The organism is Nitrospirillum amazonense (assembly GCF_029594735.1).
GTDB classification, from domain to species: domain Bacteria; phylum Pseudomonadota; class Alphaproteobacteria; order Azospirillales; family Azospirillaceae; genus Nitrospirillum; species Nitrospirillum amazonense.
Genome location: NZ_JARPAF010000004.1, coordinates 988,390 through 1,012,043, shown reverse-complemented (window position 1 = coordinate 1,012,043; position 23,654 = coordinate 988,390). Strand labels below are relative to the sequence as shown.

General features: G+C 67.9%; 23 protein-coding genes and 1 tRNA gene. 8 read left to right on the top strand and 16 right to left on the bottom strand.

Translation table 11 applies throughout. The features are described 5' to 3' along the window. Window positions 1–50 precede the first annotated feature (50 nt). Genes P5F91_RS25285 through P5F91_RS25275 form a run of 3 tightly spaced genes read right to left on the bottom strand, consistent with a single transcriptional unit; the run spans window position 51 to window position 3,159 of the window. Window positions 51–1,142: a septal ring lytic transglycosylase RlpA family protein gene (locus P5F91_RS25285; RefSeq protein ID WP_145609992.1), complete on the bottom strand. Its 1,092-nt coding sequence runs from the start codon at window positions 1,140–1,142 to the stop codon at window positions 51–53. A 43-nt stretch (window positions 1,143–1,185) separates the two neighbouring features. After that, window positions 1,186–2,295 carry a lytic murein transglycosylase gene (locus P5F91_RS25280; protein ID WP_246134309.1) on the bottom strand — a complete coding sequence of 370 codons (1,110 nt, stop codon included), beginning with the start codon at window positions 2,293–2,295 and terminating at the stop codon, window positions 1,186–1,188. A gap of 51 nt (window positions 2,296–2,346) precedes the next feature. Continuing rightward, window positions 2,347–3,159 (bottom strand): YdcF family protein, encoded by an 813-nt coding sequence (locus P5F91_RS25275; RefSeq protein WP_145609991.1) that lies wholly within the window; start codon window positions 3,157–3,159, stop codon window positions 2,347–2,349. A gap of 292 nt (window positions 3,160–3,451) precedes the next feature. Here P5F91_RS25275 and P5F91_RS25270 point away from each other — a divergent pair, with 292 nt between their 5' ends. Beyond that, window positions 3,452–4,696, top strand: coding sequence for a putative bifunctional diguanylate cyclase/phosphodiesterase (locus P5F91_RS25270; protein WP_186454664.1), 1,245 nt, complete (start codon window positions 3,452–3,454; stop codon window positions 4,694–4,696). Window positions 4,697–4,760: 64 nt separating this feature from the next. Here the strand turns inward: P5F91_RS25270 and P5F91_RS25265 are convergent, their stop codons facing one another. From P5F91_RS25265 to P5F91_RS25250, 4 genes are all read right to left on the bottom strand, one after another. Beyond that, window positions 4,761–5,114, bottom strand: coding sequence for a PilZ domain-containing protein (locus tag P5F91_RS25265; protein ID WP_277908620.1), 354 nt, complete (start codon window positions 5,112–5,114; stop codon window positions 4,761–4,763). Between the two features lie 244 nt (window positions 5,115–5,358). Then, on the bottom strand, window positions 5,359–5,529 hold the full coding sequence (locus tag P5F91_RS25260; RefSeq protein WP_277908619.1) for a hypothetical protein: 171 nt from the start codon (window positions 5,527–5,529) through the stop codon (window positions 5,359–5,361). A 229-nt stretch (window positions 5,530–5,758) separates the two neighbouring features. Then, the gene (locus P5F91_RS25255; RefSeq protein ID WP_145609988.1) at window positions 5,759–6,526 is read right to left on the bottom strand and encodes a phosphatase PAP2 family protein; all 768 of its coding nucleotides are present in this window, start codon (window positions 6,524–6,526) and stop codon (window positions 5,759–5,761) included. 264 nt (window positions 6,527–6,790) lie between these two features. Further along, window positions 6,791–7,249 (bottom strand): nucleotide triphosphate diphosphatase NUDT15, encoded by a 459-nt coding sequence (locus P5F91_RS25250; protein ID WP_277908618.1) that lies wholly within the window; start codon window positions 7,247–7,249, stop codon window positions 6,791–6,793. A gap of 104 nt (window positions 7,250–7,353) precedes the next feature. Between P5F91_RS25250 and P5F91_RS25245 the strand changes: the two genes are divergently transcribed. After that, complete coding sequence (locus P5F91_RS25245) at window positions 7,354–8,046, top strand: SOS response-associated peptidase (protein WP_277908617.1); 693 nt, start codon at window positions 7,354–7,356, stop codon at window positions 8,044–8,046. Window positions 8,047–8,048: 2 nt separating this feature from the next. On the opposite strand, the gene P5F91_RS25240 is transcribed toward P5F91_RS25245, so the two are convergent. From P5F91_RS25240 to gyrA, 4 genes are all read right to left on the bottom strand, one after another. Next, complete coding sequence (locus tag P5F91_RS25240; protein ID WP_277908616.1) at window positions 8,049–8,885, bottom strand: SphA family protein; 837 nt, start codon at window positions 8,883–8,885, stop codon at window positions 8,049–8,051. A 280-nt stretch (window positions 8,886–9,165) separates the two neighbouring features. Then, window positions 9,166–9,241: transfer RNA gene (locus tag P5F91_RS25235), tRNA-Lys, on the bottom strand. A 166-nt stretch (window positions 9,242–9,407) separates the two neighbouring features. Beyond that, window positions 9,408–9,965: a pantetheine-phosphate adenylyltransferase gene (coaD, locus tag P5F91_RS25230; protein ID WP_088873337.1), complete on the bottom strand. Its 558-nt coding sequence runs from the start codon at window positions 9,963–9,965 to the stop codon at window positions 9,408–9,410. A gap of 99 nt (window positions 9,966–10,064) precedes the next feature. Beyond that, window positions 10,065–12,872, bottom strand: coding sequence for a DNA gyrase subunit A (gene gyrA, locus P5F91_RS25225; RefSeq protein WP_277908615.1), 2,808 nt, complete (start codon window positions 12,870–12,872; stop codon window positions 10,065–10,067). A 232-nt stretch (window positions 12,873–13,104) separates the two neighbouring features. Here gyrA and P5F91_RS25220 point away from each other — a divergent pair, with 232 nt between their 5' ends. The 5 genes from P5F91_RS25220 to P5F91_RS25200 all read left to right on the top strand — a co-directional run bounded on the left by P5F91_RS25220 (window position 13,105) and on the right by P5F91_RS25200 (window position 16,699). Then, window positions 13,105–13,512 carry a VOC family protein gene (locus tag P5F91_RS25220; protein WP_186454662.1) on the top strand — a complete coding sequence of 136 codons (408 nt, stop codon included), beginning with the start codon at window positions 13,105–13,107 and terminating at the stop codon, window positions 13,510–13,512. 82 nt (window positions 13,513–13,594) lie between these two features. After that, the gene (locus tag P5F91_RS25215) at window positions 13,595–14,821 is read left to right on the top strand and encodes a hypothetical protein (protein WP_277908614.1); all 1,227 of its coding nucleotides are present in this window, start codon (window positions 13,595–13,597) and stop codon (window positions 14,819–14,821) included. Continuing rightward, the gene (locus P5F91_RS25210) at window positions 14,818–15,405 is read left to right on the top strand and encodes a HupE/UreJ family protein (protein WP_277908613.1); all 588 of its coding nucleotides are present in this window, start codon (window positions 14,818–14,820) and stop codon (window positions 15,403–15,405) included. The genes P5F91_RS25215 and P5F91_RS25210 overlap by 4 nt, the downstream gene beginning before the upstream one ends. After that, window positions 15,402–15,878, top strand: a complete 477-nt coding sequence (locus P5F91_RS25205; RefSeq protein ID WP_145609979.1) for a hypothetical protein — start codon at window positions 15,402–15,404, stop codon at window positions 15,876–15,878. Before P5F91_RS25210 ends, P5F91_RS25205 begins: the two co-directional genes overlap by 4 nt. Before the next feature lie 8 nt (window positions 15,879–15,886). Then, window positions 15,887–16,699, top strand: coding sequence for a DUF4198 domain-containing protein (locus P5F91_RS25200; protein ID WP_277908612.1), 813 nt, complete (start codon window positions 15,887–15,889; stop codon window positions 16,697–16,699). Window positions 16,700–16,760: 61 nt separating this feature from the next. Here the strand turns inward: P5F91_RS25200 and P5F91_RS25195 are convergent, their stop codons facing one another. The 5 genes from P5F91_RS25195 to nadE all read right to left on the bottom strand — a co-directional run bounded on the left by P5F91_RS25195 (window position 16,761) and on the right by nadE (window position 23,026). Then, complete coding sequence (locus tag P5F91_RS25195) at window positions 16,761–16,910, bottom strand: hypothetical protein (RefSeq protein ID WP_277908611.1); 150 nt, start codon at window positions 16,908–16,910, stop codon at window positions 16,761–16,763. A gap of 95 nt (window positions 16,911–17,005) precedes the next feature. Continuing rightward, the gene (locus tag P5F91_RS25190) at window positions 17,006–17,836 is read right to left on the bottom strand and encodes a helix-turn-helix transcriptional regulator (protein ID WP_277908610.1); all 831 of its coding nucleotides are present in this window, start codon (window positions 17,834–17,836) and stop codon (window positions 17,006–17,008) included. Window positions 17,837–17,882: 46 nt separating this feature from the next. Beyond that, window positions 17,883–19,331, bottom strand: coding sequence for an MATE family efflux transporter (locus tag P5F91_RS25185; RefSeq protein WP_277908609.1), 1,449 nt, complete (start codon window positions 19,329–19,331; stop codon window positions 17,883–17,885). 115 nt (window positions 19,332–19,446) lie between these two features. Next, entirely contained in the window at window positions 19,447–21,150 is a 1,704-nt protein-coding gene (locus P5F91_RS25180; protein ID WP_277908608.1) for a ShlB/FhaC/HecB family hemolysin secretion/activation protein, read from the bottom strand. Between the two features lie 115 nt (window positions 21,151–21,265). Then, window positions 21,266–23,026 carry an NAD(+) synthase gene (gene nadE, locus P5F91_RS25175; protein WP_277908607.1) on the bottom strand — a complete coding sequence of 587 codons (1,761 nt, stop codon included), beginning with the start codon at window positions 23,024–23,026 and terminating at the stop codon, window positions 21,266–21,268. Between the two features lie 259 nt (window positions 23,027–23,285). On the opposite strand from nadE, the gene P5F91_RS25170 reads away from it, so the two are divergent. Beyond that, a complete protein-coding gene (locus P5F91_RS25170; protein ID WP_145609973.1) occupies window positions 23,286–23,636 on the top strand; it encodes a hypothetical protein in 351 nt (116 codons plus the stop codon). The last annotated feature ends 18 nt before the right edge of the window (window positions 23,637–23,654 follow it).

Genomic DNA, 23,654 nt, shown 5'->3' with positions numbered 1-23,654 from the left:
GTGAACAGGGTGCGGCGGCCGGCGGCGACATTTCAAGCTTAACCCGCGCCTTACTCGACGATCACCCGGGCGCCGTTGTTGCCGGCGGCCACCACCTGGTCCAGCACCTGGTCGGCCTGTTCGGGCGTGTCCAGCGGGCCGACGCGGACGCGGAAGAACTGCGTGCCATTGACCATGCTGGGCGCCAGGAAGGACGGGCCGATGCTGGCCAGCCGGGCGCGCAGCTTGTTGGCGTTGTCGAACAGGGTGAAGGACCCGGCCTGTACATAGATGCGCTTCGGCCCCGGGCCGACAGCGACCTGTTGCACCACCGGCGCCGGCAGGAAGCGGCCGTCCGGCTCCGTCGTGCCGGGAACGGTGGTGGGAGCCGGGACGGGCCGCGCCGGGGCCGGATTAGGCCCTTGCGCCGGCGGCAAGGCCTGGCCCTGCACCGTCACGCTAGGGCGCGGGGCGGCCTTGGGCACCGGGCTGCCATCCGCCATGGTGGTGGGCACGGGTGCCGTGCTGCTGGGCGGCGCGTTCAGGGCCACCTGGCCGCCGCCGGCCTGCATGGCCGCCGCCGCGATGGCGCGGCTTTCATCCGCCAGGATCTGCACCCGCACCTTGGCCGTTCCCTGCTGCTCCATGCCCAGCAGCTGGGCGGCACGACGGGACAGGTCGATGATGCGGCCGGCGGCGAAGGGGCCGCGGTCGTTGATGCGCACAACGATGGAACGGCCGTTGTCCAGGTTGGTCACCCGCACCAGGCTGGGCATGGGCAGGGTCTGGTGGGCCGCCGTCAGCTCGTTCTGGTCGAAGGTTTCGCCGTTGGCGGTGCGTTCCTGGTGGAACCCCGGGCCGTACCAACTGGCGATGCCGGTCTGGTCGTAATCATAATCGGCGCGCGGATAGTACCAGATGCCACCGATCTGATAGGGGTTGCCCACCTTGTAAGTGGGCTGGCCCGCGCCGGCGGTCGACGGCGCCTGGGTCTTGATGGTGGCGGCGGGGCCGGGCGCCTCCTGCTTGTGGGCGCAGCCGGTCATCAGCAGCCCCGCCAGCGACGCCCCAGCCAGGGCGGACGCTTTCCAGGGGAACTGCCACGTCGATTCGTTGGCGGCGGCGGCCATCGCCGTCCGCCTCACCAGATTTGCCCGGCTCATCACTTGCACACCGCTATGGATTGTGGCTGCACCCTACAACATCTCACGGCGCCGCGCCAAGTTGATCGGCCAGCAAACCAACGGTGGTCGCGAAATAAGTGGACCGGTTCCAGTTCATGATGGTGCGATAGTTGTCATAGACCAGGAAGGCGCGACCGTCCGGCCCGTCAGGAATGACCAGCGAGGCCGACAGCGCGCGGGCCGGCAGTGGCTTGCCGTCCAGGGATCGCACCCCGGCCTTGGCCCATTCCGTCAGCGTGCGCTTCTTGTCCAGGCCGGCGGCCGCAGCCGCGTCCAGGCCTTTCGCGGGCAGCTTCACCTCACGGCCCCAGGTGGTGCCGGCGTCCCAGCCCACGGTGGACAGGTAGTTGGCGGCCGAGGCCAGCACGTCCGGTGTCCTGGTCCAGATGTCGCGCCGGCCGCAGCCGTCGAAGTCCTGCGCGAACTTGAAGAAGGCGCTGGGCATGAACTGCACCTGGCCCATGGCGCCGGCCCACGACCCCTTCATCGTGGCGGGGTCGACCTTGTCCTCCTCCACGATGCGCAGGGCCTGGATCAGCTCCTTGCGGAAATAAGCCGGGCGGCGGCCATCATGGGCCAGGGTCGCCAGGGCGTCGATGATGCGGAAACCGCCGGTGACACGGCCATAATTGGTCTCCAGCCCCCACAGCGCGACGATATACTGCGGCTGCACATGATACTTGGCGCTGACCTGGGCCAGCAGGGCCGCGTTCTGGCGCATCATGTCCCGCCCGCGCTGGATGCGGTCCTTGGTCAGGACGCGGTCGGCGTAGGTGGCGAAGGTGACCGTGCCTTCCGGCTGCTTGCGGTCCAGGTCGATGACGCGCGGCAGTTCCTGCACATTGGCCAGCGCGAGGTCCAGGGTGGCCTTGGAGATGCCCTGGGCCTGCGCTTCCTGCCGCACGCCGTCCAGCCAGCGCGCGAAGTCCGCCTGCTGTTCCGGCGTGATGACGGTGGGGGCGGGCGCCGGGGGGGCCGGGGGTTGCGCCGGCGCGGGCGGGGGTGCCGGTGGCTGCTGGGCGTTCGCCGCCGCCGGCGGCCCGCCGGCGCACCCTGTCAGCAACAGCGCCGACAGCAGGCCGATGCCGGCGCTGCGGGACAGGAGGGGGCGGCTGGCGGGAAAGCGGGTCACAGGCGAAATCCTCGGGCAAGCGGGAAAGGTGGTCGAAAACTAGAAATGAAATCAGGGCGTTTTGGTGGCGCCGTCCGGCGCCGGGAACAGGCTGTCGGTACGGCCCAGCAGTCGGTAGGCCAGCAGTCCGATGTATTCGTGCACCGACTGCGACAGCAGTTCCAGCCCGCGCAGCAGATCGAAGTCCGGCCGGTACAGCAGGGTCTTGGGCGCCCGGATGTCCACCGGGTAGGCCACCACCGGCCAGCCGACATGGCGGAAGATGCCCACCGAGCGCGGCATATGGAAGGCCGATGTCACCAGTAGCCAGGTCTGACCGGGCTGCGGATGCATCAGGTCACGGCTGAACAGCGCGTTTTCCCAGGTGTTGCGCGACTCCCCCTCGAAGGTCACGCGGGTGATGTCCATACCGATCTCTTCCAGGGCGGCGCGGGCCACCGGCGCCTCCTTCTCATCGGGATCGCGCAGTTCCCCAGAACCGCCGGAGAAGATGATGCGGGCGTCGGGATAGCGGCGGGCCAGGTCGGGGATCACCATCAGCCGCTCCGCCGCGGCGTTCACCTCGGGCTGGCCCGTCTCGGCCGTCGCCACCTGGTCGACGGACCCGCCCAGGACGATGATGCCGTCGACATGGGCGGGCAAGCCCGCAGGCGCCGGAAAGCGCTGCTCCAGCGTGCGCATGCTCCACGCCCCGACGGGCAGCACGGCGATGATGGCCAGCCCCACGGCCGCGGACCGGGCGCAGAGCAGGGACCGGCGCGCCCTGAAGCCGCCGGTTGCAAAAAGGCCAACCAACAAAAACAAAAGCAATAGGTTGCCGGGCGCCGTCAGCGCCCAGAAGATCTTGGACAGGGCAAAACTCAAGGCATTTGCCTCCCATAATCATTGAGCGGGAAAGCCTAGGCCTGGCAGGCCTACTCCTGTAACCGCCCTACCCCTGTAACCGGCGCTTCAGGCCAGAGCTGCCCGGATACCGTCAGATTCCATCGTATTTTTCGAATATTGCATGGATGGCGCAGTTTCCTCATGCGGTCGGGACAGAAAATGGTCTAAGGTCAAACCCAATCGAGAACAAGCCGGCCTAGCCCTGATCGTGACCGATGCCTGCCTGACCGTCGTCGCCAGAACCGACGCTGCACCTCCCGGTGCCGGTGCCATGCAGGATATTTCCGTCTTCACCCGCCGTATCGATGATCATTTGGCCAGCCACAGCGGCCCCTGCGCAGTGCTGGTCATCGAGATCTCCCGCATGGCGGAGCTGTACAAGCTGCTGGGCCAGCAGGCGCTGGACGCGTCCATGGCGGTCATGGCCGAGCGGGTCCTGGGCCTGTGCGGCAGCGCTGACGCCGTCTGCCGAATCGCCCGGGCACAGTTCGCCCTGTTCCTGCCCAACCTCAGCCATGCCAGCAAGGCGCTGTTCACCGCCTCCGCCCTGGCCGCCCGCATTGGGGAGCCCATCCTGGTGGAGGGGCGGCTCCTGTACATGGTGGCCAAGATCGGCGTGGCGGTGTCGCCCGACGACGGCACCAGCGGCCAGGCGCTGCTGCGGAACGCGGCCATCGCCCAGGGTGAGGTGGCGAAGTCCGGCTCCGCCCATTACCTGCACTATACCGAACAGATGCGGGAGCGGCTGCGCCACCAGCTGATCACGGAGACGGAGCTGCGCCAGGCCATCCTGGATGAGGCCTTCGTCCTGCATTACCAGCCCAAGGTGGCCATCGCCGACGGCACCCCCATTGGGGGGGAGGCGCTGATCCGCTGGCGCCATCCCACCCGCGGCCTGATCTATCCCATGGAATTCATTCCCATCGCCGAGGAGACGGGCCTGATGGTCCCCATCGGCGAATGGGCCCTGCGCGCCGCCTGCCGGCAGATCCAGACCTGGATAGAGGCCGGCCGCCAGCCGCTGCAGATCGCCGTCAACGTCTCGGAACGTCAGTTCCGCTGGGGCCACCTGCCTGCGCTGATCGACGTGTTGCTGCGGGAAACCGGCATCCCGCCCCACCTGCTGCAGCTGGAAATCACCGAATCAGTGCTGCCGGAGGATCTGGAGGGGGCCCTGCGCCAGATGGCGTGGATCGCCGATTGCGGCGTGGCCCTGGCGCTGGATGATTTCGGCACCGGTTATTCCTCGCTGTCCTACCTGCGCGAGTTGCCGCTGGATTGTTTGAAGGTCGACCGCAAGTTCGTGCAGGACATGGAACAGGACAGCGGCACCCGCCATATCGTCCAGGCCATCGTGGCCATGGCCAAGGCCATGGGCCTGAAGGTGGTCGCGGAGGGCGTGGAGACGGAAGGGGAGCGCAGCCTGCTGCGCGGGATGGGTGTGGAGGAAGGCCAGGGCTATCTGTTCGCCCGCCCCCTGCCCGTCAAGGAATTCGAGCTGTTCTGCGGGCTGTAGGCGCCGCAGCCGCGCCACCGGCGATCACTGTCATAGTTCGGGGCCAAATCGGGGCCAAGGTCCCTCAAGTGGGGGTGTGCGCGGCATCATCCCGGGCCGCCGAGCCCGTGCCGCTGACGGCGCGAACCCAGCCGGCGACGATGGCGCCCACGCCGTCGCGCAGGAACTCGATGCCCACGCCGTTTTCGGTGCGGCGCACGATGCGGACGGCGGCGGCCACAGGCGCGCCCGGCAGGCGCAACACCCCCTCCGTTCCGATGGGCAGGTCAGGGTCTGGGACAAGAAAGGCACCGCCGGCGGAAACATCGGCGATACGGCAAGATACAAGGACGTCACCGCAACTCAACTGCACCTGGCTGTCAACGGACAGGCGGTCGTAGGTCCGGCGGTTGCTGGGCCGAACCAGATTGGACAGCACGCGTCTGATACCGCCCCAGGCCATTAACCCCTCCCCTGCGAAGTCAGGCGGGCCGACGGTTTCCCGAAAATAGGGTAGCGTAAGCCATACCGTGGCTGAAGTGTGCCGCCAAAGGCGTCGCGATACAAATGCCCGGGCGGAATGCCTTTCCCGCGAGGTTCTTGCACGGCGCGCATCTTTTGGTTCAGCGCCTGGGCCGTTGCTGTTGCGGAATGAGCGGGGTGATTGGGATTGAGCGCCAAGGTCAACCGAGATGCGCCCGCGCGGGGTGGTTCACGGGCCGTCCGTCGACCAGCTCCAGAACATAGGACTCAAGTTCCAGCCGTTCCTCAGGAGTGGCGTCGGCATACGCCCGGGTGCCGCGGATGCCCAGAAGCATTTCCGCTGCCCGTGTCAAGGCGATATCAGCCGCCATGCACGGATGTGCCGATCGGTTCTTGGGGGAGGTGCTCCCTATCGTTGCTGTGGGACCACCCCCGCGACCGTCATGAAGATCGGACATGGTCCACGGTCTCCTAGACAATTGTGGGCACTGATCTACAACGAAAGTTATTTATACAGGCTGCGAAACGGCCATGGAATTGTGACGGGCGGGCTATCTCCAAAGTGGCGCGGGGACGGGACCGCGCAGCAGCGCCGACGCCTCAGTTGGGCCGGGCCGCGGTTTCCACGGGCCCCAGCGCATACGGGGACGGATCGGCGTCGCCGTGATGGGCCTCCAGCACCTTGTGCACGGACTGGCCGATCATGCGGATCTCGTCGAACTGGGTGACCAACTCGAAACAAAACAGGAATGCCAGGGTATAACAGGGGGCGGGAAAGCGCATCATGACCCGCAGGATAGGGGTGGTGTACAGCGGCCGGACGGCGTCGCGGGTCATGACCAGGGTGATCAGCACGCCGATGATGGCGCCACCCAGCACGTCCGTGGGGTAGTGCAGCCCCAGATAAACCCGCACCGTGCAGACGAAGATGGCGGTGTAGGCCATGGCCAGCACACCGATCCGGCGCCAAACCAGGAAGATGCCGGTGGAAACCGCCATCCACAGCATGGCGTGATCGCTGGGAAATGAACTCCAGGTTCGCAGGATGGCTTCGCTGGTGCCGCTCAAGGGAAAGTGGAAGGGCACGGCGGGGTCGTAGATCGGGCGCTCCCGGAAAGGCAGGAAGTGAGCCAGCAGGCGCCCAACGCCCAGGGCCAGCAAGCCGCTGACGAAGGTGGCGATCACCATTTCCTTTTCCCACAGCCCGCGCCGCCCCCCCCGGAACCAGATCCACCAAAGGATGGCCACCGGGAAAAGGCCCTTGAACATCGAGAAGTCGGCGATGGTGCGGATTGCGTGGTTCACCACGTCCGAGGTGAAGGCGTGGGTGGTCAGGAATTCCTGGATGGCACTGTCGAAGCCGTTCATTTGTACGTTCTTCCTCCCTGGCCCCAATCGCCTCCTGCGGCGATCAGGCAAATCTCGGGCGTCGCCGGCCGCGATGACGGCCGGACGCGCGCTATTCCCCCTATTGCCCCGGAAATACCGGCGATGTCGGTCAGGCGACCCCGCGCCACCTCGACTCGCAACTGCCAACAAAATGTAACAAAAACTTTATATGGCGCGCGCAGCGTCGCCAAAGACGTTCTTTGGCAATAGGTCGTGGGTCACAGATTGGTCGCGCCGAACGACCTAGCGCGCCAAGGGCGCCGCCAGGGGCGTGTAGCTGCGCTGGGCGGCCCAGGCGTCCAAGGCCAGTTCCACCGGGCGGAACAGCGGCCGGGGTAGAGCGTCAAAGCCGTACCAGCCCCAATCCGCAATCTTGTGCGGTTCCAGCACCTGGGGCTCGCCCGGTTCCACCTCCTCGGCGATGAACTGGATGTCCACGTAGTGCTTGTCGTAGGCCAGGATGTTGTGCAGGCAAAGGAAGCGGAGGCGCCGCACCACCAGGCCGCACTCCTCCCTCACCTCGCGAATGGCGCATTCCTCAAAGGTCTCGCCATATTCCAGGTGGCCGCCGCACCAGGAATAGCTGCCGTCGCCATGGCTGTTGCGTCGGCGGCCCAGCAGGATGCGGCCCTCACGCTGGATCAGGACCCCGATGCCGACCTTGGGCACGCCCGCAGCGGCGGAGGCTAGGGATTGGGTCATGCTATGGCTCCGGATACTAGCTGTGGCGCATTTGGCTTTGGCAGCGGTATCATGCCGCCGCCCGGGTGCCAAGCGCCCGTCCACATTCCGGAGTCGTTCCCGCCATGTGCGGTCGTTATGCCGCCGTCACCCCGCCGCAGGCTATGGAGGCGCTGTTCCAGACCCTGGGCGCCCTGCCCAATTTCCCGGGCCGCTTCAACATCGCGCCGACGCAATCGGCGCCGGTGGTGCGCTGGAACGCGCAGACGGGGGAACGGCGTCTGGACATGCTGCGCTGGGGCCTGGTGCCGTCGTGGGCAGCGGATATGGCGGGGGGCGCCAAGATGATCAACGCCCGCTCGGAAAGCGTGACGGAAAAACCCACGTTCCGGCAGGCCTTCGCCCGCCGCCGCTGCCTGGTGCCGGTGACCGCCTTCTATGAATGGCGGGTGGAGAACGGTGCCAAGCAGGCCTATGCCATCGCCCCAGCCAACACGGATACCGCCGCTTTCGCCGGGTTGTGGGAGGGTTGGAAGGATCCAGCCAGCGGAGAGTGGGTGCGGACCTACACCATCCTGACCACGGCCGCCAACGATGCCATCGGCCACATCCACCACCGCATGCCGGTCATCCTGACGCCCGGCCACTGGCCCGCCTGGTTGGGCGAGACGGATGCCGATGCTTCCGCTCTGCTGGATTTGCTGCGCCCTTACCCCGCCAATGAGACCCGCTTCTGGGCTGTGGGGCCGCGCGTCGGCAACGTGCGCAATGACGACGCCGATCTCCTGGCCCCACAGGTCGCCGCAACCCTGTTCTAAGATCAGAGCCGCAGGCCCAACTGCATCCACAGGTTCTCGCCCTGGGCGCGGTGCTCGGCCACGAACTCGTGCTGCCAGGTGAAGGTCGCCTGCAGCGGCCCGATATCGTGACTGATGGCCGGTCCCACCGCGAAGGCCTTGCCGCGATAGCCGTGGGTACCGACCTTCAGGCCATCCTGGGTGTCATCCTCATACTGGACGTAGAAATAGCCGGAGACGCCGAAGCGCCAGCCATCGACATTGCGCGCCACGGCGAAATCCAGGTCGAAGTCCGATCCGGAGTGATAACGCGTGGCGTCGTTGGTGGTGTTGAATGCCAGGCGCGGTGAAACCTGCGCCTGCCAGCCCTGCGGATCGATGTAGGCCAGACCCAGCGTCGGCTGGAAGGACCAGACGTTGCGGCCGATGTTGGCCAGGGCGGCGGCGTTGTATTGGCCCACCGGCATGAAGATGTCGGTGCCCCACACCAGGGACAGGTTGGGACCCAGGCGCCAGCCCAGCATCAGCGGCGTGATGCCGACGTCCCCGAAGCCCAGCTTGCTGGTCTTCTGCCCCGCCACCTCGGCATGCAGGTCAACGATGGGCAGGATCACCTCGGACGCCACCTGCGCGCCGAATAGCCGATAGGGCGTGACCACGAAGCCGCGAAAGGTCTGCGAGACGGATTCGACGCTGAACTCCAGGGGCAGCTTGTTGCCCGCGCCATCGTTCATCCGGTCAGCGATGTAATAGTTGGGCTGGAACAGGATGTACTCACCCGGCGGCGGCATCGCGCCGGCCAGATAGATGCTGGCACCCGGCGGATAACTGTTGCCACCACTCTCGGTAGCCTGCGCCAAATTCACATTTGCAAACAAAACCGCGCACAAAAATGATGCACACACCGCCCAGTTCTTCACAGAGCATATCCTCCTCATTTAACAGCCACATAGATGGCCGCTTTTTATTTTGATGAGGAGCAAATCAGCGGAAATATTGCCGGCGGACAAGGTGCTTTATTCAATATGGCTTTATCGGTTTGACCGATACACCGTGCGGTTGCCAACGCGTGGCGCCAATAGAAAGGCGCTACGCACGCACAAGCCCGCCCGGCCAAAACTCGGCTAAGTTATTGAAAATTGGTGATCCCGGTGGGATTCGAACCCACGACCCCATGATTAAAAGTCACGTGCTCTACCGGCTGAGCTACGGGATCGACCGCGGGGAAAACGCGTTGGTTTTCCGCGAACGAAGACGGGGCCTGGGGCCCGTCCCGGTGTGGCGCGCACCATAATGACGGGTATGGGCGCGGTCAATGGAAAGCGGCGGGGCCCGGCACATCAACCGTGCATAGGGCCCCTGTCCGCAAAAAATCTTGGGGCTTATTCGCCGGCGCCGCCGGTGGCAGGCTCGACGCCCCCGCCCACCCCTTGCCGGGCGTCCTGAGCGAAACGCTCAGCCAGGCGATGGGCCACGCGCGGGCTGACGAAGTGGGCGATGTCGCCGCCCAGCCGCCCAATCTCCTTCACGAAGCGGGAGGAGATAAACTGATGCCGGTCCGACGCCATCAGGAACACGGTCTCAACCTGCGGGTTAAGGCGCGCGTTCATGCCGGCCATCTGGAATTCGTATTCGAAGTCCGAGACGGCACGTAGGCCGCGGATGATCACCTGGGCCTGACAGCCCACGGCGAAATTCATCAGCAGGGTGTCGAAGGGCCGCACCTCGACCGAGATGCCCTTGGCGGCCAGCGGCCCCAATTCGTCCTGCACCAGGGCCACGCGCTCCGCCGTGGAGAACAGCGGCCCTTTGCCGGCATTGCTGGCCACCCCGATGATCAGATGATCGACCAGCTTGGCCGCGCGCTGGATGATGTCGAAATGCCCATTGGTGATGGGGTCGAAGGTGCCGGGATAAACCCCGATGCGACGCTCGCTCATCCTCGCCCCCGCTGATCCCATCCACCCATCGTGTCAGCTCCCTCCGCCGGCTTTGCCAAGGCGAGGTTCGAATCCCGGTGGGATTCGAACCTTTGGCCCTCAGTCGCCGGTTCCCTCGTTTGAACCATCCGGGGCCGAACCATCCGCGGCCGGGCCCGCGATGGCTTCAGCCGGCATGGCATCATCCGCCCCGCCGTCCTCGGTGCCGTCGTCCGCCAGCCGCGCGACCGACACCACGCCCTCGTCCGCCGACAGGCGGAACAGGGTGACGCCCTTGCTCTTGCGCGCGGTGATGCGCACGTCGTGCACCGGCATGCGGATGACCTGGCCGCCGTTGCTGACCATCATCACCTGGTCGGTCTCGGCGATGGGGAACACGGCGGCGATGGCCCTGTTGCGGGCCCCCATGTCCATGTTCCAGATGCCCTGGCCGCCACGTCCCGTCAGGCGGTACTCATAGGCCGAGGTGCGTTTGCCGAAACCCTGGACCGATACCGTCAGCAGGAACTCCTCGCGCGCCTTCATCTCGGCATAGAGCTCAGGCGGCAGGGTTCCGACATCCCCGGTGACCTCGGGGTCGACGTCGGCGGCCTCCTCGACCTCCTCACCCTGCTGGCGGCGCTCAGCGCTGGCCTGCTTCAGGTAGGCGGCGCGATCCTCCGCCGTGTACTCGGTGTGGTGCAGGATGGACAGGCCGATGACCTCGTCCCCCTCGGCCAGGCGGATGCCGCGCACGCCGGTGGAGGTGCGGCCGGCGAAGACGCGGACGTCCACCACCGGGAAGCGGATGCAGCGGCCCAGGCGCGTGGCCAACAGCACGTCGTCCGCCTCGCCGCAGGTGCGCGCGGCGATCAGCAGCTCACCCTCTTCCTCCAGCTTCATGGCGATCAGGCCATTGGCGCGGATGTTGGTGAAGTCGGACAGCTTGTTGCGGCGGACGTTGCCGTGACTGGTGACGAACAGCACGTTCAGGTCGCCCCAGCTGGCCTCGTCCTCAGGCATGGGCATCACGGTGGTGATGACCTCGCCATCCTCCAGCGGCAGCAGGTTCACCAGGGCCTTGCCCCGGGTCTGCGGCTGGCCCAGCGGCAGGCGCCAGACCTTCAGCTTGTAGACCATGCCGCGGTTGGTGAAGAGCAGCATGGGCGTGTGGGTGTTGGCGACGAACAGGTCGCTGACCGTATCCTCCGCCTTCAGCTGCATGCCGCTGCGGCCCTTGCCGCCGCGCGCCTGCGCCCGGTAGGTCGAGACCGGCACGCGCTTGATGTAGCCGCCCTGCGTGACGATGACGACCATGTCCTCGCGCTGGATCAGGTCCTCTATGTCCGCTTCGAACTCCAGGTCCTCGATCTTGGTGCGGCGGGGCGTATCGAAGCGCGCCTTCACCTCCACCAGTTCGTTGCGCAGGATGTCCAGCAGCAGCGGCCGGGAGGACAGGATTTCCAGGAAGTGGCGGATCTGCTCCACCACCGCCGTCAGGTCGGCGCCGATCTTGTCGCGCTCCAGCCCGGTCAGGCGGTGCAGGCGCAGTTCCAGGATGGCCTTGGCCTGGGCCTCCGACAGGCGGTAGGTCCCGGCCTCCGACAGGCCGCGGCCCGGCTCGTCGATCAGGGTGATCAGCGGCGCCACGTCGAGGGCCGGCCATTCGCGGGCCACCATTTCCTCGCGCGCCGACTGCGGGTCGGGCGCGCGGCGGATCAGGGCGATCATCTCGTCCAGGTTGGCCACGGCCACGCCCAGGCCCACCAAGGTGTGGGCGCGCTCGCGCGCCTTGCCCAGCTCGAACTCGGTACGGCGGGTGATGACCTGCTCGCGGAACTTCACGAAAGCCGCGATGATGTCCTTCAGGTTCATCAGCTCCGGCCGGCCGCCGTTCAGGGCCAGGGTGTTGACGCCGAAGGAGGTCTGCAGCGGCGTGTGGCGGAACAGCTGGTTCATCACCACGTCGGCCACGGCGTCGCGCTTCAGCTCCACCACCACGCGCACGCCGTCGCGGTCGGACTCGTCACGGACGTCGGAGATGCCCTCGACCAGCTTCTCCTGCACCACCTCAGCGATGCGCTCGATCAGCTTGGCCTTGTTCACCTGGTAGGGGATCTCAGTGAAGACGATGGCCCAGCGGTCCTTGCGGATCTCCTCGATCTCGCTCTTCGCGCGCATGACGACGGAGCCGCGGCCCGTCTCGAACGCGGAGCGGATGCCCGAACGGCCCAGGATCAGGGCGCCGGTGGGGAAGTCCGGGCCGGGGACGATCTCCATCAGCTCCGGGATGGTGATGTCCGGGTTGTCGACATAGGCGCAACAGGCGTCGATCACCTCGCCCAGGTTATGGGGCGGGATGTTGGTGGCCATGCCCACGGCGATGCCGCCGGCGCCGTTGACCAGCAGGTTGGGGAAGCGCGACGGCAGGACGGTCGGTTCATCCTTCGACTCGTCGTAGTTCTTCTGCCAGTCGATCGTGTCCTTATCGATATCGTCCAGCATCGCCTCGGCCGACTTGGCCAGGCGGGCTTCGGTGTATCGCATGGCCGCGGCGCGGTCGCCGTCCATGGAGCCGAAGTTGCCCTGGCCGTCGATCAGCGGCAGGCGCATGGAGAAATCCTGGGCCATGCGGACCATGGCCTCGTAGATCGAGCTGTCGCCATGGGGGTGGTAGTTACCCATGACGTCGCCGACCGCCTTGGCCGATTTGCGGTACGGCTTGGTGCTGTCGTAGCCGCTTTCCTTCATCGCGTAGAGGATGCGGCGGTGCACCGGCTTCAGGCCGTCCCGCACGTCGGGAAGCGCGCGGCTCACGATCACGCTCATGGCGTAATCGAGATAGCTGCTGCGCATCTCCTCTTCGATGGCGATGGGGGTGATGTCGCTGGCGGGAGGGGCCGCGGGGGGCGTCGGAGTCGTGACCAAACCAGAATCCAAAAGCAAGGAAAACCAAGCCTCACGGGTGGCTGCACAGCCACCCGCAGGCGATGGGGATCGGCCGCTTTTCTAGCATCATTCGCGCATGCGAACAATGAAACCGGCACGCCGCGTATCTCTATGGTACCCGCGTACGCGCGCGACTCGGCTGCGGGGTTCCGCAGCCCCCACCCCGGCGCTACAGTGCGCGGGCGTTTCCCCCCGCTCACGGCCCCGCCCCATGACTCCGCCCTTCACCCCGCGCGGCTTCGACCATCTGGCCCTGCCCGTCACCGACATCGCCGCCAGCCTGGCCTTCTACCGCGACATCCTGGGATGCCCGATGACGGCGGAATGGCCGGAGGATGCGCTGGTGCGGCTGCGGGTGGGCGACGCCGACCTGTTCCTGGTGGACGTGACGGTGCCGGAAGGGGCTTGGGCCCAGCCGCCGGCGGGGCCGGGCCGCAACCTGGACCACCTGTGCATCGCCCTGGCCCCCTGCGACGAGGCGGCGGTGCGTGGGCATCTGGCCGCCCATGGCCTGGACATCATCGAGGAGCGTGTGGGCGACAACCGCCATGGGCCCACCCTTTCGCTCTATGTCCGCGACCCCCAGGGCACGCAGGTGGAATTGCTGCTGCCCCGCTGAAAGTCGCTAAAGAATCCGACAGCGCGCCCGTCAGCTTTCCGGCTTGCTTCCACCCACCTGGAGACAAGCTGGAAAGCCCATCATGCGCCCGTTCCCGCGCCTTATCCCGCTGCTGGCGGCCCTATTGCCCCTTGGGCTGCCGCCCCTCAGCGGGCCTGTCCTCGCGTCCGACCACCTGGACACGCCCGCTGTCATCGCCGACCCGCGCGCCGATATCGGTGACCTCTACGCCTGGATGAGCCAGGACGGGCGCCAGCTGAACCTGGTGATGACCATTGTCGGGCACAGCCTGTCCGATCGGCTGGACTACACCTTCCACATCGACAGCGCCCGCCGCTTCGGCAAACCCGGGAACGCCTCGGTAAGAAGCATGGACCTGACCTGCCGCTTCCCCGGCCCGCAGCAGGCGGATTGCCGCCTGGGCGGCATTGACCGCGTCCAGGGCGATGCCAGCTCGACGGAGGGGCTGTGGGGCGAACATCATCGCTTCCGCCTGTACGCCGGCCTGCGCGACGACCCATTCTTCAACAATGTGCGTGGCACCCGCCAGGCCTATCAGGTGGCGGAGGCGGCCCTGGCCCGGGGCGTGGCCAAGGATAAGGCCGGCTGTCCCGCCTTCGACGCCGCCACCTCGGCCGAGATCCTGGACAGGTGGCGCCACACCGACGGCGGTTCGGCCAAGAACCTGCTGGCCGGCTGGACGCCCATGGCCATCGTGGCGTCGGTGGATGTGGACGCGCTGAACCAGGGCGGCCCGCTGCTGGCCGTCTGGGCGGCCACCGCGGAGGCCAAAGGCCAAGTGGACCGTGCCGGCCGGCCGCTGACCGGCAATGCCTTGCTGGGCCAGTTGCGTTCCGATGAGGAGGGCGACCGGTGGAAGGAGGCGTACAACGCCGCGACCCCCGCCGACGGCGCCCGGTTCGAGGCGGAGATCGCCAGGGGCCTTGCCTATTACGACAGCTTCGACGGCCAGTGCGGCAACCAGTGGCTGGCCGATGCCAAAACTTCGTCGACGCGGCGCTATCACCGCCTGGCGGCGACGCTTGCTGATGACAGGCTGTGGGTGAACAGCGCCACCGGCATCTGCACGCAGATGTTCGCCGTGGAGCTGGCGGCCCTGTCGGACGAACGGGCGCTGCGGTCCGACTGCGGCGGCCGGACGCTGACCTACGACGCCTCGAACATCTATCGCTCCTTCCTGGTGAACGGCACCGCCGCCGGTGTGGCCGACGGCCTGACGCGGGATGAACACCCGCCGTCCAACACGATCTTCCCCTTCCTGGTGGCGCCGGAGGTGCCGCCGTCATGAGGCGCCTGGTCCTGGTTCTCGCCGCCGCCGTGGCGTTCAGCGGCCCGGCGGCGGCGCACAGCGGCACCGGCCTGCCGGGTGGAGTCAGACCGGGATTCCTGCATCCCCTCAGCGGTCTGGACCATTTGCTGGCCATGGTGGCGGTGGGCCTGTGGGGCGCCGTTCTGGGCAATCCCCTGCTGCTGGCCCTGCCCATCCTGTTCCCCGCCATGATGGTGGTGGGCGCCATTGCCGGCATGGTGGGGGTGCCCCTGCCGCCGGTGGAGCTGGGCATCGCCTGCTCCGTCCTGGTGCTGGGCGGCTGCGTCGCCGGCGGGATCAAGGCGCCGGTCTGGCTGGCCCTGGCGCTGGTGGCCGTCTTCGCCCTGTTCCACGGCTACGCCCATGGGCGGGAGCTGCCATCGGCCGCCGATCCCGCCGGGTACAGCGCCGGCTTCGTCCTGGCCACCGGCCTGCTGCATCTGGCGGGCGTCGCCATCGGCCATTTGAATAGCCGGCGCGGCGGGATGCGCCTGACTCGGGGGCTGGGCGGGGCCATAGCCCTGTTGGGCATGGGCTTCCTCGCCCGCGCGGTGCTGCCATGAGAAGCGCCCTGCCGCCCCTGTTGCTGCTTTACGCGGCGCTGGCCTTGTCCCTGGCCTCCGCCCCCCGGCGCGCCTGGTGGCTTTGCCTGGGCCTGGTTATCCTGGCGGCGGGTGTTGCGGCCACCTATCCACCCCCTTGGCATGACGGGGTGTTCGTCGGCTGCTGGATCAGCGTGGCTGTAACGGCGGCCGGCGGCCTGGTCTGCCGCACCGACCGGCATCTCGCCTGGGGCCTGGCGGTCAACACCGGCCTGTGGTCCGGCGCGCTCGCCGCCGTGACGGACGCGCCGCTGGATCTGCTGGCGGCATTGCCCGCCCTGGCCCTGCTGCCGGCCGCCGCCTGGGCAATGCGCCACCTGTCCTTCCCCGCCGTTCGGGTCATGTCCAGCTGGCTGGTCGCCATGGCCGTCCTGGCGGTCACCCTGGCCTGCCTGCCAGTGACGCCCGGCTATCTGCCGGATCATCTGGAATGAGGTGCGCAATGATGAGAACGCTAGCCTTGCTGGCGATGCTGGTGGCCCTGTCCGCGTCGGCCCATGACTTCTGGGTGCAGCCACAGAGCTTTCATCCCGCCCCCGGCGCCCTCCTGCCCCTGACCTTGCAGGTGGGGCACGGTCCCTACCGCCAACGCTCCCCCTTGCCCGTGCGCCGCATTGTCCGCTTCCTGGACGTGGCGCCGGATGGGACGGCGTCCGACCTGCGCGCCGCCCTGCACCCCGGCGAGGCTGATGAGGACGGCGCCGTCCGTCTCACCGCCCCCGGCACCCATATCCTGGTGCTGGAGACGGACGATAGGGCGCAGAGTCACCTGCCGGCCCTGCGCTTCAACGACTACCTGACCGTGGAAGGGCTCACGCCCGCCCTCGAACTGCGCCGCGCCGGCCATCGCATGGACGCCGATGGGGCGGAGAATTACAGCCGCCGGGCCAAGGTGCTGGTGCGGGTAGGTGATGGCAGCAGCGGCGCGCCGGTGACTCGTCCCCTGGGCCTGACGCTGGAGATCGTGCCGGAGGTCGACCCCTATGCTCTGCCCCGGCCGGCCGACCTGCCGGTGCGGATCTATTATGAGGGCCGGCCCCTGGCGGGCGCCCTGGTCAAGCTGACGGACCTGGCCCATGACGCGGAGCCGCTGGAAACCCGCCGCACCGACGGCGACGGCCGCGCCCGCTTCCCCCTGCCCGATGCCGGCAATTGGCTGCTGAACGTCATCTGGACCAAGCCGCAGCCGCCCATGGCGGAGACGGATTTCGAAACTGTCTTCTCCAGCCTCAGCTTCGGCTTTCCCCGGCGCTGAGGCGTTTCAAAGAAAAAGGGCGGAGCCGCGAAGCCCCGCCCTTTTTGCCGTCGCCGCCGGTTCAGTCGCCGCTGCCGGCCGCCGCCTGGGCCTCGCGCAGCTTGTCGGCGCATTCCTGGCAGCAGGCCTCCACGGTGCGGCCGCCGATGGTCACGCTGATGGCGTTTTCATCCAGCGGGTAATCGCAGGCGGCGCAGGTCTTCTCACTCATGGTGGTTTTCCTCCGGTCACTCAGGGCCGGTCACTCCGGCCGAGGGGAAGAAGACCACTTGGGTCGGCACCGTCGCTGTCAGAATATTTAGTGATTTACCGGGCGCGGACGGAGCGTTGGAACTCCGCCGGGGTGCGGCCATAGGCCTGGCGGAAGGCGGCGCTGAAATGGCTGTGGCTGGAGAAGCCCAAGTCCATGCTGAGCGTAGTGATGTCGTCGTATTCGCCCAGCAGATCCAGCGCCCGGGCCAACCGCAGGCGTAGCTGATAGCGATAGAGGGGCACCGCCTCCACCTGCTGGAACACCTGGGTGAGGTAGACGGGGGAGACGCCGACCTCGCCCGCGATCTCCGCCAGGGTCCAGCGCCGGGTGAGGTCGCCGCTCAGCGCCAGCTTGGCCCGGTCCACCAGTTTCCGATGGCCGATGCTGGCCTGGGGCGCGTGCGACGTCCGCTCCCCCAGCGCCCGGCGGATCAGCGTCAGGGTCAGCGCCTCCGCCTCCAGCGTCTCGGCGGCACCCTGGGCCAGGCTGTGGCGCAGCAGGGCGGCCAGCACCTGGGCACGCGGATCGATGCGCAGCCGCTGATGGCGGAAGGCCAGGTCGCCCTGGTCACGCACATGCTCACGCGGTGCCAGTTCCTGCAGCAACGCCTCGTCCACGGTGATGGACAGGCAGGCGTCGCCGCCCGTCACCGGATGGCTGACGCTGTATTCATCGCCCTTGTTGAAGAACAGCACCTGGTTGGCCTCGGCCACCGCCTCATCCCGGCCCAGGTGGCGGACATAGATGCCGCGATAGGGAAAGACCAGGGTGGTGGCGCCGGCGCATTCCCCGGCGCTGCGATGCCGGCAAGTGCCGGCGCAGGCCACGTCGCGGATGCGCGCCGTGGCCGTGTCCAGCAGCGCCTGTACCGTCAGTTCCGTCATGACCCGCGGCCTTGGTTTCCTAAGCCGCGAGGATAACAGAAGCGGCTCAGCGCCGCGACAGCAGGTGGAAACGGGTCATCAGCACCGTGACCGCCACGATGCTGGCCACCAGGATGCCCTCGAAGATGCCCATGATGCCATGTCCCAGGTGGAAGGCCGCATAGGCCGCTGTGGGGATCATGACGCCGTAATAGCTGAAGAAATGCAGGGCGGTGGGGATCCAGCTGTCACCTTGGCCGCGCAGCGCACTGGCCATGACCGTCTGTCCGCCGTCCGCCACCACGATCCAGGCCATGAAGGCGATGGCGGGCACCAGCACGCGGATGAGGTCCGGATCGCTGGCGTAGAGGGTGGCGATGCCCTCCGGCACCGACGACAGCACCACGCCGACGACGACCATGATCAGGGCCGTGAGGGTCAGGCCCGTCCACCCGGCCAGCGTCGCCTCACGGCGGTTGCCAGCACCGTGCGCCTGGCCCACCTGCACCGCCGTGGCTGAGGCCAGGCCCAAGGCCGCCATGAAGATGAGGGCCAGCAGGTTCAGCCCCACGGCGTAGGCCCCCAGGCCCAAGGCGCCCAGCCAGCCGGCGAAGATGCCCATGGTGCCGAAGGCGGTGGATTCAGCACCCTGGCTGAGGCCCGCGGCATAGCCCAGGTGGCGGTGGCGCCGTCCCTCCCGCCATTCCAGGAAGGATCCGCGCACGCCGTAGTGGGCGTGGTCGCGCATGGTCCAGACGTACAGGATCAGGCCCAGCGCCGTGAGCCAGCGGATGGTGGTGGTGGCGATGGCCGACCCGACGGCGCCCAGGGCCGGCGCGCCGAAATGCCCGAACACCAGGGTGTAATCCAGGGCGAAGTTCAACAGGTTGGCCACGATCATGGAGACCATGGCCGGGAATGGCCGCTTGATGCCCTCCAGGAAGAAGGAGGTGCTGATCTGCAGCACCGCCGCCGGCATGCCCAGGCCCAGGACGGCGATGACCGGGGCCGCCCCGTGGGCGATCCCGGGCTCCTGCCCCGTCAGCAGGAAGAAGGCCTCGCCGAACTGGCAGAGGATGGCGACGACACTGCCGATCAGCAGAGCGTAGGGCAGCGAGCGGCGCCAGACCGCGCCGGCGTCACGCGGACGCCCCGCCCCCACCGCCTGGGCCACGAGGATGATGGTGCCCATCATCAGGCCGACCACGGTGGCGAAGGCCGTGCCCACCGGGGTGCCGCCCAGGCTGAAATAGGCCAGTTCCTCCGCGCTATGGCGGCCGACCATGGCGGTGTCGACCGTCTGCATGAACAGCTGGCCGATGCGGGTCAGCATTAGAGGCGTGGCCAGCAACACCAGGTCGCGGGCATGGACCAAGATGCGGCGCAGCAGGCGCTCATCGGGGGTCCGGGGCGGCAGCCCGGGACAGGCCTTCTCCACCGCCGCCTCGTCCAGGGGCGGCAGGGGCGTCACCGCCGCCGACAGTTCCGGCGGCACGGGGGTCTCGTACTGGGCCATGGTGAGAGACGCTCTGGCGGCTTTATCGTTGCCCCGACGATCGTCCGGGCGGCCCCCTTGCCTACCGCGCCGCCCCCGGCGCCGCAACCCTCAGGGGTGCACGGCTGCCGGTCGTTCAAAAGCTGCCCGTCACCCGCACCCAGGCGCGGGTATGGCGGCGCAGGCCGTCGCTATCGGCGCCAAGGATGCGCCCCGGGTTGTCGCCCACGACATGGGCCAGGCTGGCGTCGAACAGCAGGGCGTCCACCGGCCGCCAGGAGACGGCGATACCGACGCCCTGCAAGCCGTAATCGTTGGGCACATCCGTGCGCCGGTTCCAGCCGGCCCAAGGGCTGACGAACTGGCGGATCCAGCCGCCGTCCCAGAAGGCTGCCAGCCGAAGGTCATCCACGGGGCGCCAGCGCAGTTCCAGGGTGCCCAAGGCCCCCTCGGCCCCCTGTCCTTCGTTCACGGGATAAGCGCGGATGGCGTCGGGGCCGCCCAGGGCCAAGCGTTCAGAACTGTCGAGGTTGCCGCTGGCCCACTGGCCGGCCAGCCGCGCCACCAGCTCCACCCCCTCGCCCAAGGGTTGGGCGTGGCTGAGGGTAAGAGCCAGCTTGGCGTAGCCGCCCTGGGTGCGGGCGGAGGCATGGTCCACCGCCTGGTTCTCCGGCACGCCCCCCAGGTCGACGTTGCCGGCGGTCAGGGTCCCATCCACCTGGTCGACACCATCCCAACCGTCGCGCGCCACCGCGCTCAAGCCCAGGGTGGCGGCGTCGATGACGTTGATGCCCGTCACGATCTCCGCCGTACGGTTGACCAAACGGCGATGTTCATAGACCAGGCGGCCGTCCAGGGCCGCATCCTCCGTCCGCCACAGCGGCAGGGTGGCCACCGCCCCGCCGGTGGCGCCCCACCCGTCAGGCGTGCCGGCGTTGAAGTCATGGGCGACGCGATAATCGAAGGCGCTGCCATTGACCCCCAGGCGCAGGCCGGAGTAGCCCACGGGCAGGGTTGCGGCCAGGCGACCGTAGGTGCTGCCCAGGCTGCGCACGCCGGTCAGGACGGTCTGCTCTCCAATGCCGGCCAGGTCGTTGGCCGACAGCACGGCGATGCCGCGCCAGCCACCGCTGGCCCGCTGCGCCTGGTTGTCCACCAGGGCGACGCCGCTGAGCCGCGGCCCCTCGGTCAGCTTCAGGCGGATGTCGGTCTGGTCGGCCGCCTGGCCCGCCTCCGCCGTTGCCGTGGCCGTGATGCCCGGCAGCGCGTCCAGCGCCGCGACTCCCCCTTCCAGCGCATCCAAGCGCAGGGCCTCGCCCGCCGCCTGCCGGTCCAGCAGGTAGCCGGCGGCGGTGTCGGCATCCAGGCGCGTGTCGCTGCTGGGGTCGACCACCACGCGGCCCAAGCGGCTTTCCTGCACGGCGATGGTGACGACGCCGTCGCGGATTTCCTGCCGGGGCAGGTAGGCGCGGGCGAGATAGCCGTGCTGGCGGTAATAAGCGCTGACGGCGGCTGCGGCCGACTGCAATTCCCCCAGGGTCAGGTCGCGGTCACGGAAAGGCGCCAGCACCGCCTGCAATTCCGCCTCCGGAAAAAGCGTGGCCGTGACGTGGAAGGCGGTGACATGGACGGTGGGGCCTTGGGCCGGGCGCTCCAATGGCGGCGCCTCCGGCACAACCGGGCGCAAGGGCGCGGGCGGTGCGGTCAGGCGCGGGGTGGTGCGTTCGGTATCGCGCAGGATGCTGCCGGCATCTGGCGTTTGCTGGGCCGAAGCCTGGCCGGGAACCAGGGCAAGGACGGCAAGCGCCGCGGCGGACCACGCTGGAAACGATCGACACATTCGAGACCAGCCTGCAGGCCTGTTTCCGCACCAACAGGTTGCATCCTACTGCGGTAGCGGGCCGGCCGCACCGGCGCGATACCACCGCTACAGAAAGGTCACGGGAGGGGCGCGATCAGCCCGTGAAGCGCGCCGTCAGGGGGAAGCGTCGGTCCTTGGTGGTGGGCGACTTGCGGTGCACCTTGGGGCCGGGCGGGGACTGGAATCGCTTGAACTCCGCCCGGCGGACGCGGCGGCGGATGTCCTGCACGAATTCCAGCGGCTCACCCAGCTTTTCCGCGATCTCCGCGTCGGTCTGGCGCTCCTTGGCGTCCTCCATCTCCCACAACACCGCGTCCAGGCGGGGATAGGGGGGCAGGCTGTCGGTGTCGCGCTGGTTGTGCTTCAGCTCGGCGCTAGGCTCCACATCGATGACGGCGCGCAGCGCGGCCTGGGCCTTGGCGTCATAGGGCTCCAGCGGCCTGCCGAAGGCCCCTTCCCAGATGCGGGCGAACAGCGGGTCCGGGTTTTGCGCCTGGGCCAGGCGCATCTCCAGGATGGGGAAGACATCGATGGCCTTGTACAGGTCCTTCAGCGGGTTGAAGGCGCCGCGCATGTCGCCGTAGAGCGTGCCGTATCCCATCAGGATCTCGCTCTTGTTGCTGGTGCCCAGGATGGCGCGGCGGCCATGGTCGTTGGAGATGGCGGACAGGGTGTTGCCCCGGATCTGCGCCTGCAAGTTTTCGTCGGCCAGGCTGCCCATGTCGCGGCCGAAGGCGTTGCGGAACTTGGCCAGCCCGGCCTCATACTCCACGGTGATGGGCAGGCTGATGGCACTGAAGCCCTCCCCCACGCCCGCCGCGAACTCCGCCGCCCGGGTGTTGGAACCGGAACTGGTGTAGGGCGAGGGCATCATGACGGCATTGACCTTGGCGGGGCCGAACACGTCGGCCGCCAGGGCCGCCACCAGGGTGGAATCGGCGCCACCGGACAGGCCGAAGACCACGTCCTGGAAGCCATTCTTCTCGATGTAGTCGCGCAGGCCCAGGCCCACGACCAGATAGCGTTCCTGCGGGTCGGTCAGTTGGACAGGCGCCTGCGTTTCGGCCAAGCGGAAGCCCTGGCCCTGATCCGCCAGGGTCACGGTGGCGCCCCCTTCCCCGCCGATCGCCATCTCATAAATGGCGCCCGCCGGATCCATGATGGCGGAACAGCCCTCCCACACCAGCTCGTCATTGCCGCCCACCTGGTTGACGTAGACCAGGGGCAGGCCCGTTTCCTGGATGCGCTGGGCGAACAGGCGGCGGCGGAAATTGCCCTTGGCGATGGCGTAGGGGCTGGCGTTGAGGGAGACGATGACCTCCGCGCCCATCTGCCTCAGGTCATGGGTGACGTCGTCGAACCAGATGTCCTCGCAGATGCAGAAGCCCAGGGTGACGGGGCCGCCGGCGGCCTGGAACCGCAGCACGCCCATTTCGGCATCGGCGCCCATCTGTTCCCCCCGCGCCTCGAACCAGCGCACGTCGTCGAAGACGTCATAGTTGGGCAGATGGGTCTTGAACTGGCTCAGCACCGCGCGGCCCCGCTCGAACACCACCAGGCCGTTGCCCATCTTGCGCCCCTGCACCTTGCCGCGCAGGGGGGTGCCCAAGACGATGGTGGTGCCGGCCTGCTCAGACAGCAGGCGGTACTGCTCCGTCCAGTGGACGATGGCCTGCTGGTAGTCGGCCTCCAACAGATAGTCGCCGGCGGCATAGTTGGCCACGGCGCACTCCGGCAGAACATGCAGGTCGGCCTGCCGCTGCGCCAGAATGCTGGCCTTGGTCCGCTCGAAATTCCCCCGGAAATCGCCCGTGGTGTAGTTCATCTGGTGCAGGGCGACCTTCAGCGTGCGCATGGTCTCAGTCTCGCTATGCCGGGCGCCGCCGCTACAAGGCCAGCGCCGCCGTTAACCTGTTGGCGGCCAGCCTACCATTCCCGGACCGGTCGGCGGCAATCCCCCGAAAGCGAAGATGGCCCATGCCCAATCCCCAAACCGGCGCCCCAAACTGGCGCCGAAGCGACCGGGGGAACGAATGTCCGCTCTCGAGCCTTAAGAATGTGCCGGGTAGCCCGGCCGTAGCGAATGAGCCGCACGATGACCGCCGGAGGACAGCATGCCCCAGCATCACCACGACCACGCCCGCCAACAGGCCGCGCAGCCGGACCAGCGCGGCGCCGCGGACAAAAAGCATGATGTGCGCGAGGCCAGCGACCCGCAGCGTCTGAAGGATGAGTGGGCTATGACCGGCCACGCCGCGACCAAGAAGTCGCGCGGGATGGAGGGGCCGATCGCCGGCCATGATGCCCCGCCTAAGACCGGCGGCACCGGCGGCGCCAGCGGGTCAAAGGGGGACTGGGACGCAGCCGGCAGCGGCCAGCGAGGGCCGCAGGGCGACCGGTCGGAAAGCACTGCCGGCACGGCGACGACCGGCAACAGCAGCCGGGGGCGGGGCCGCACGTCCTAATGCTGTTGGAACCTAGCG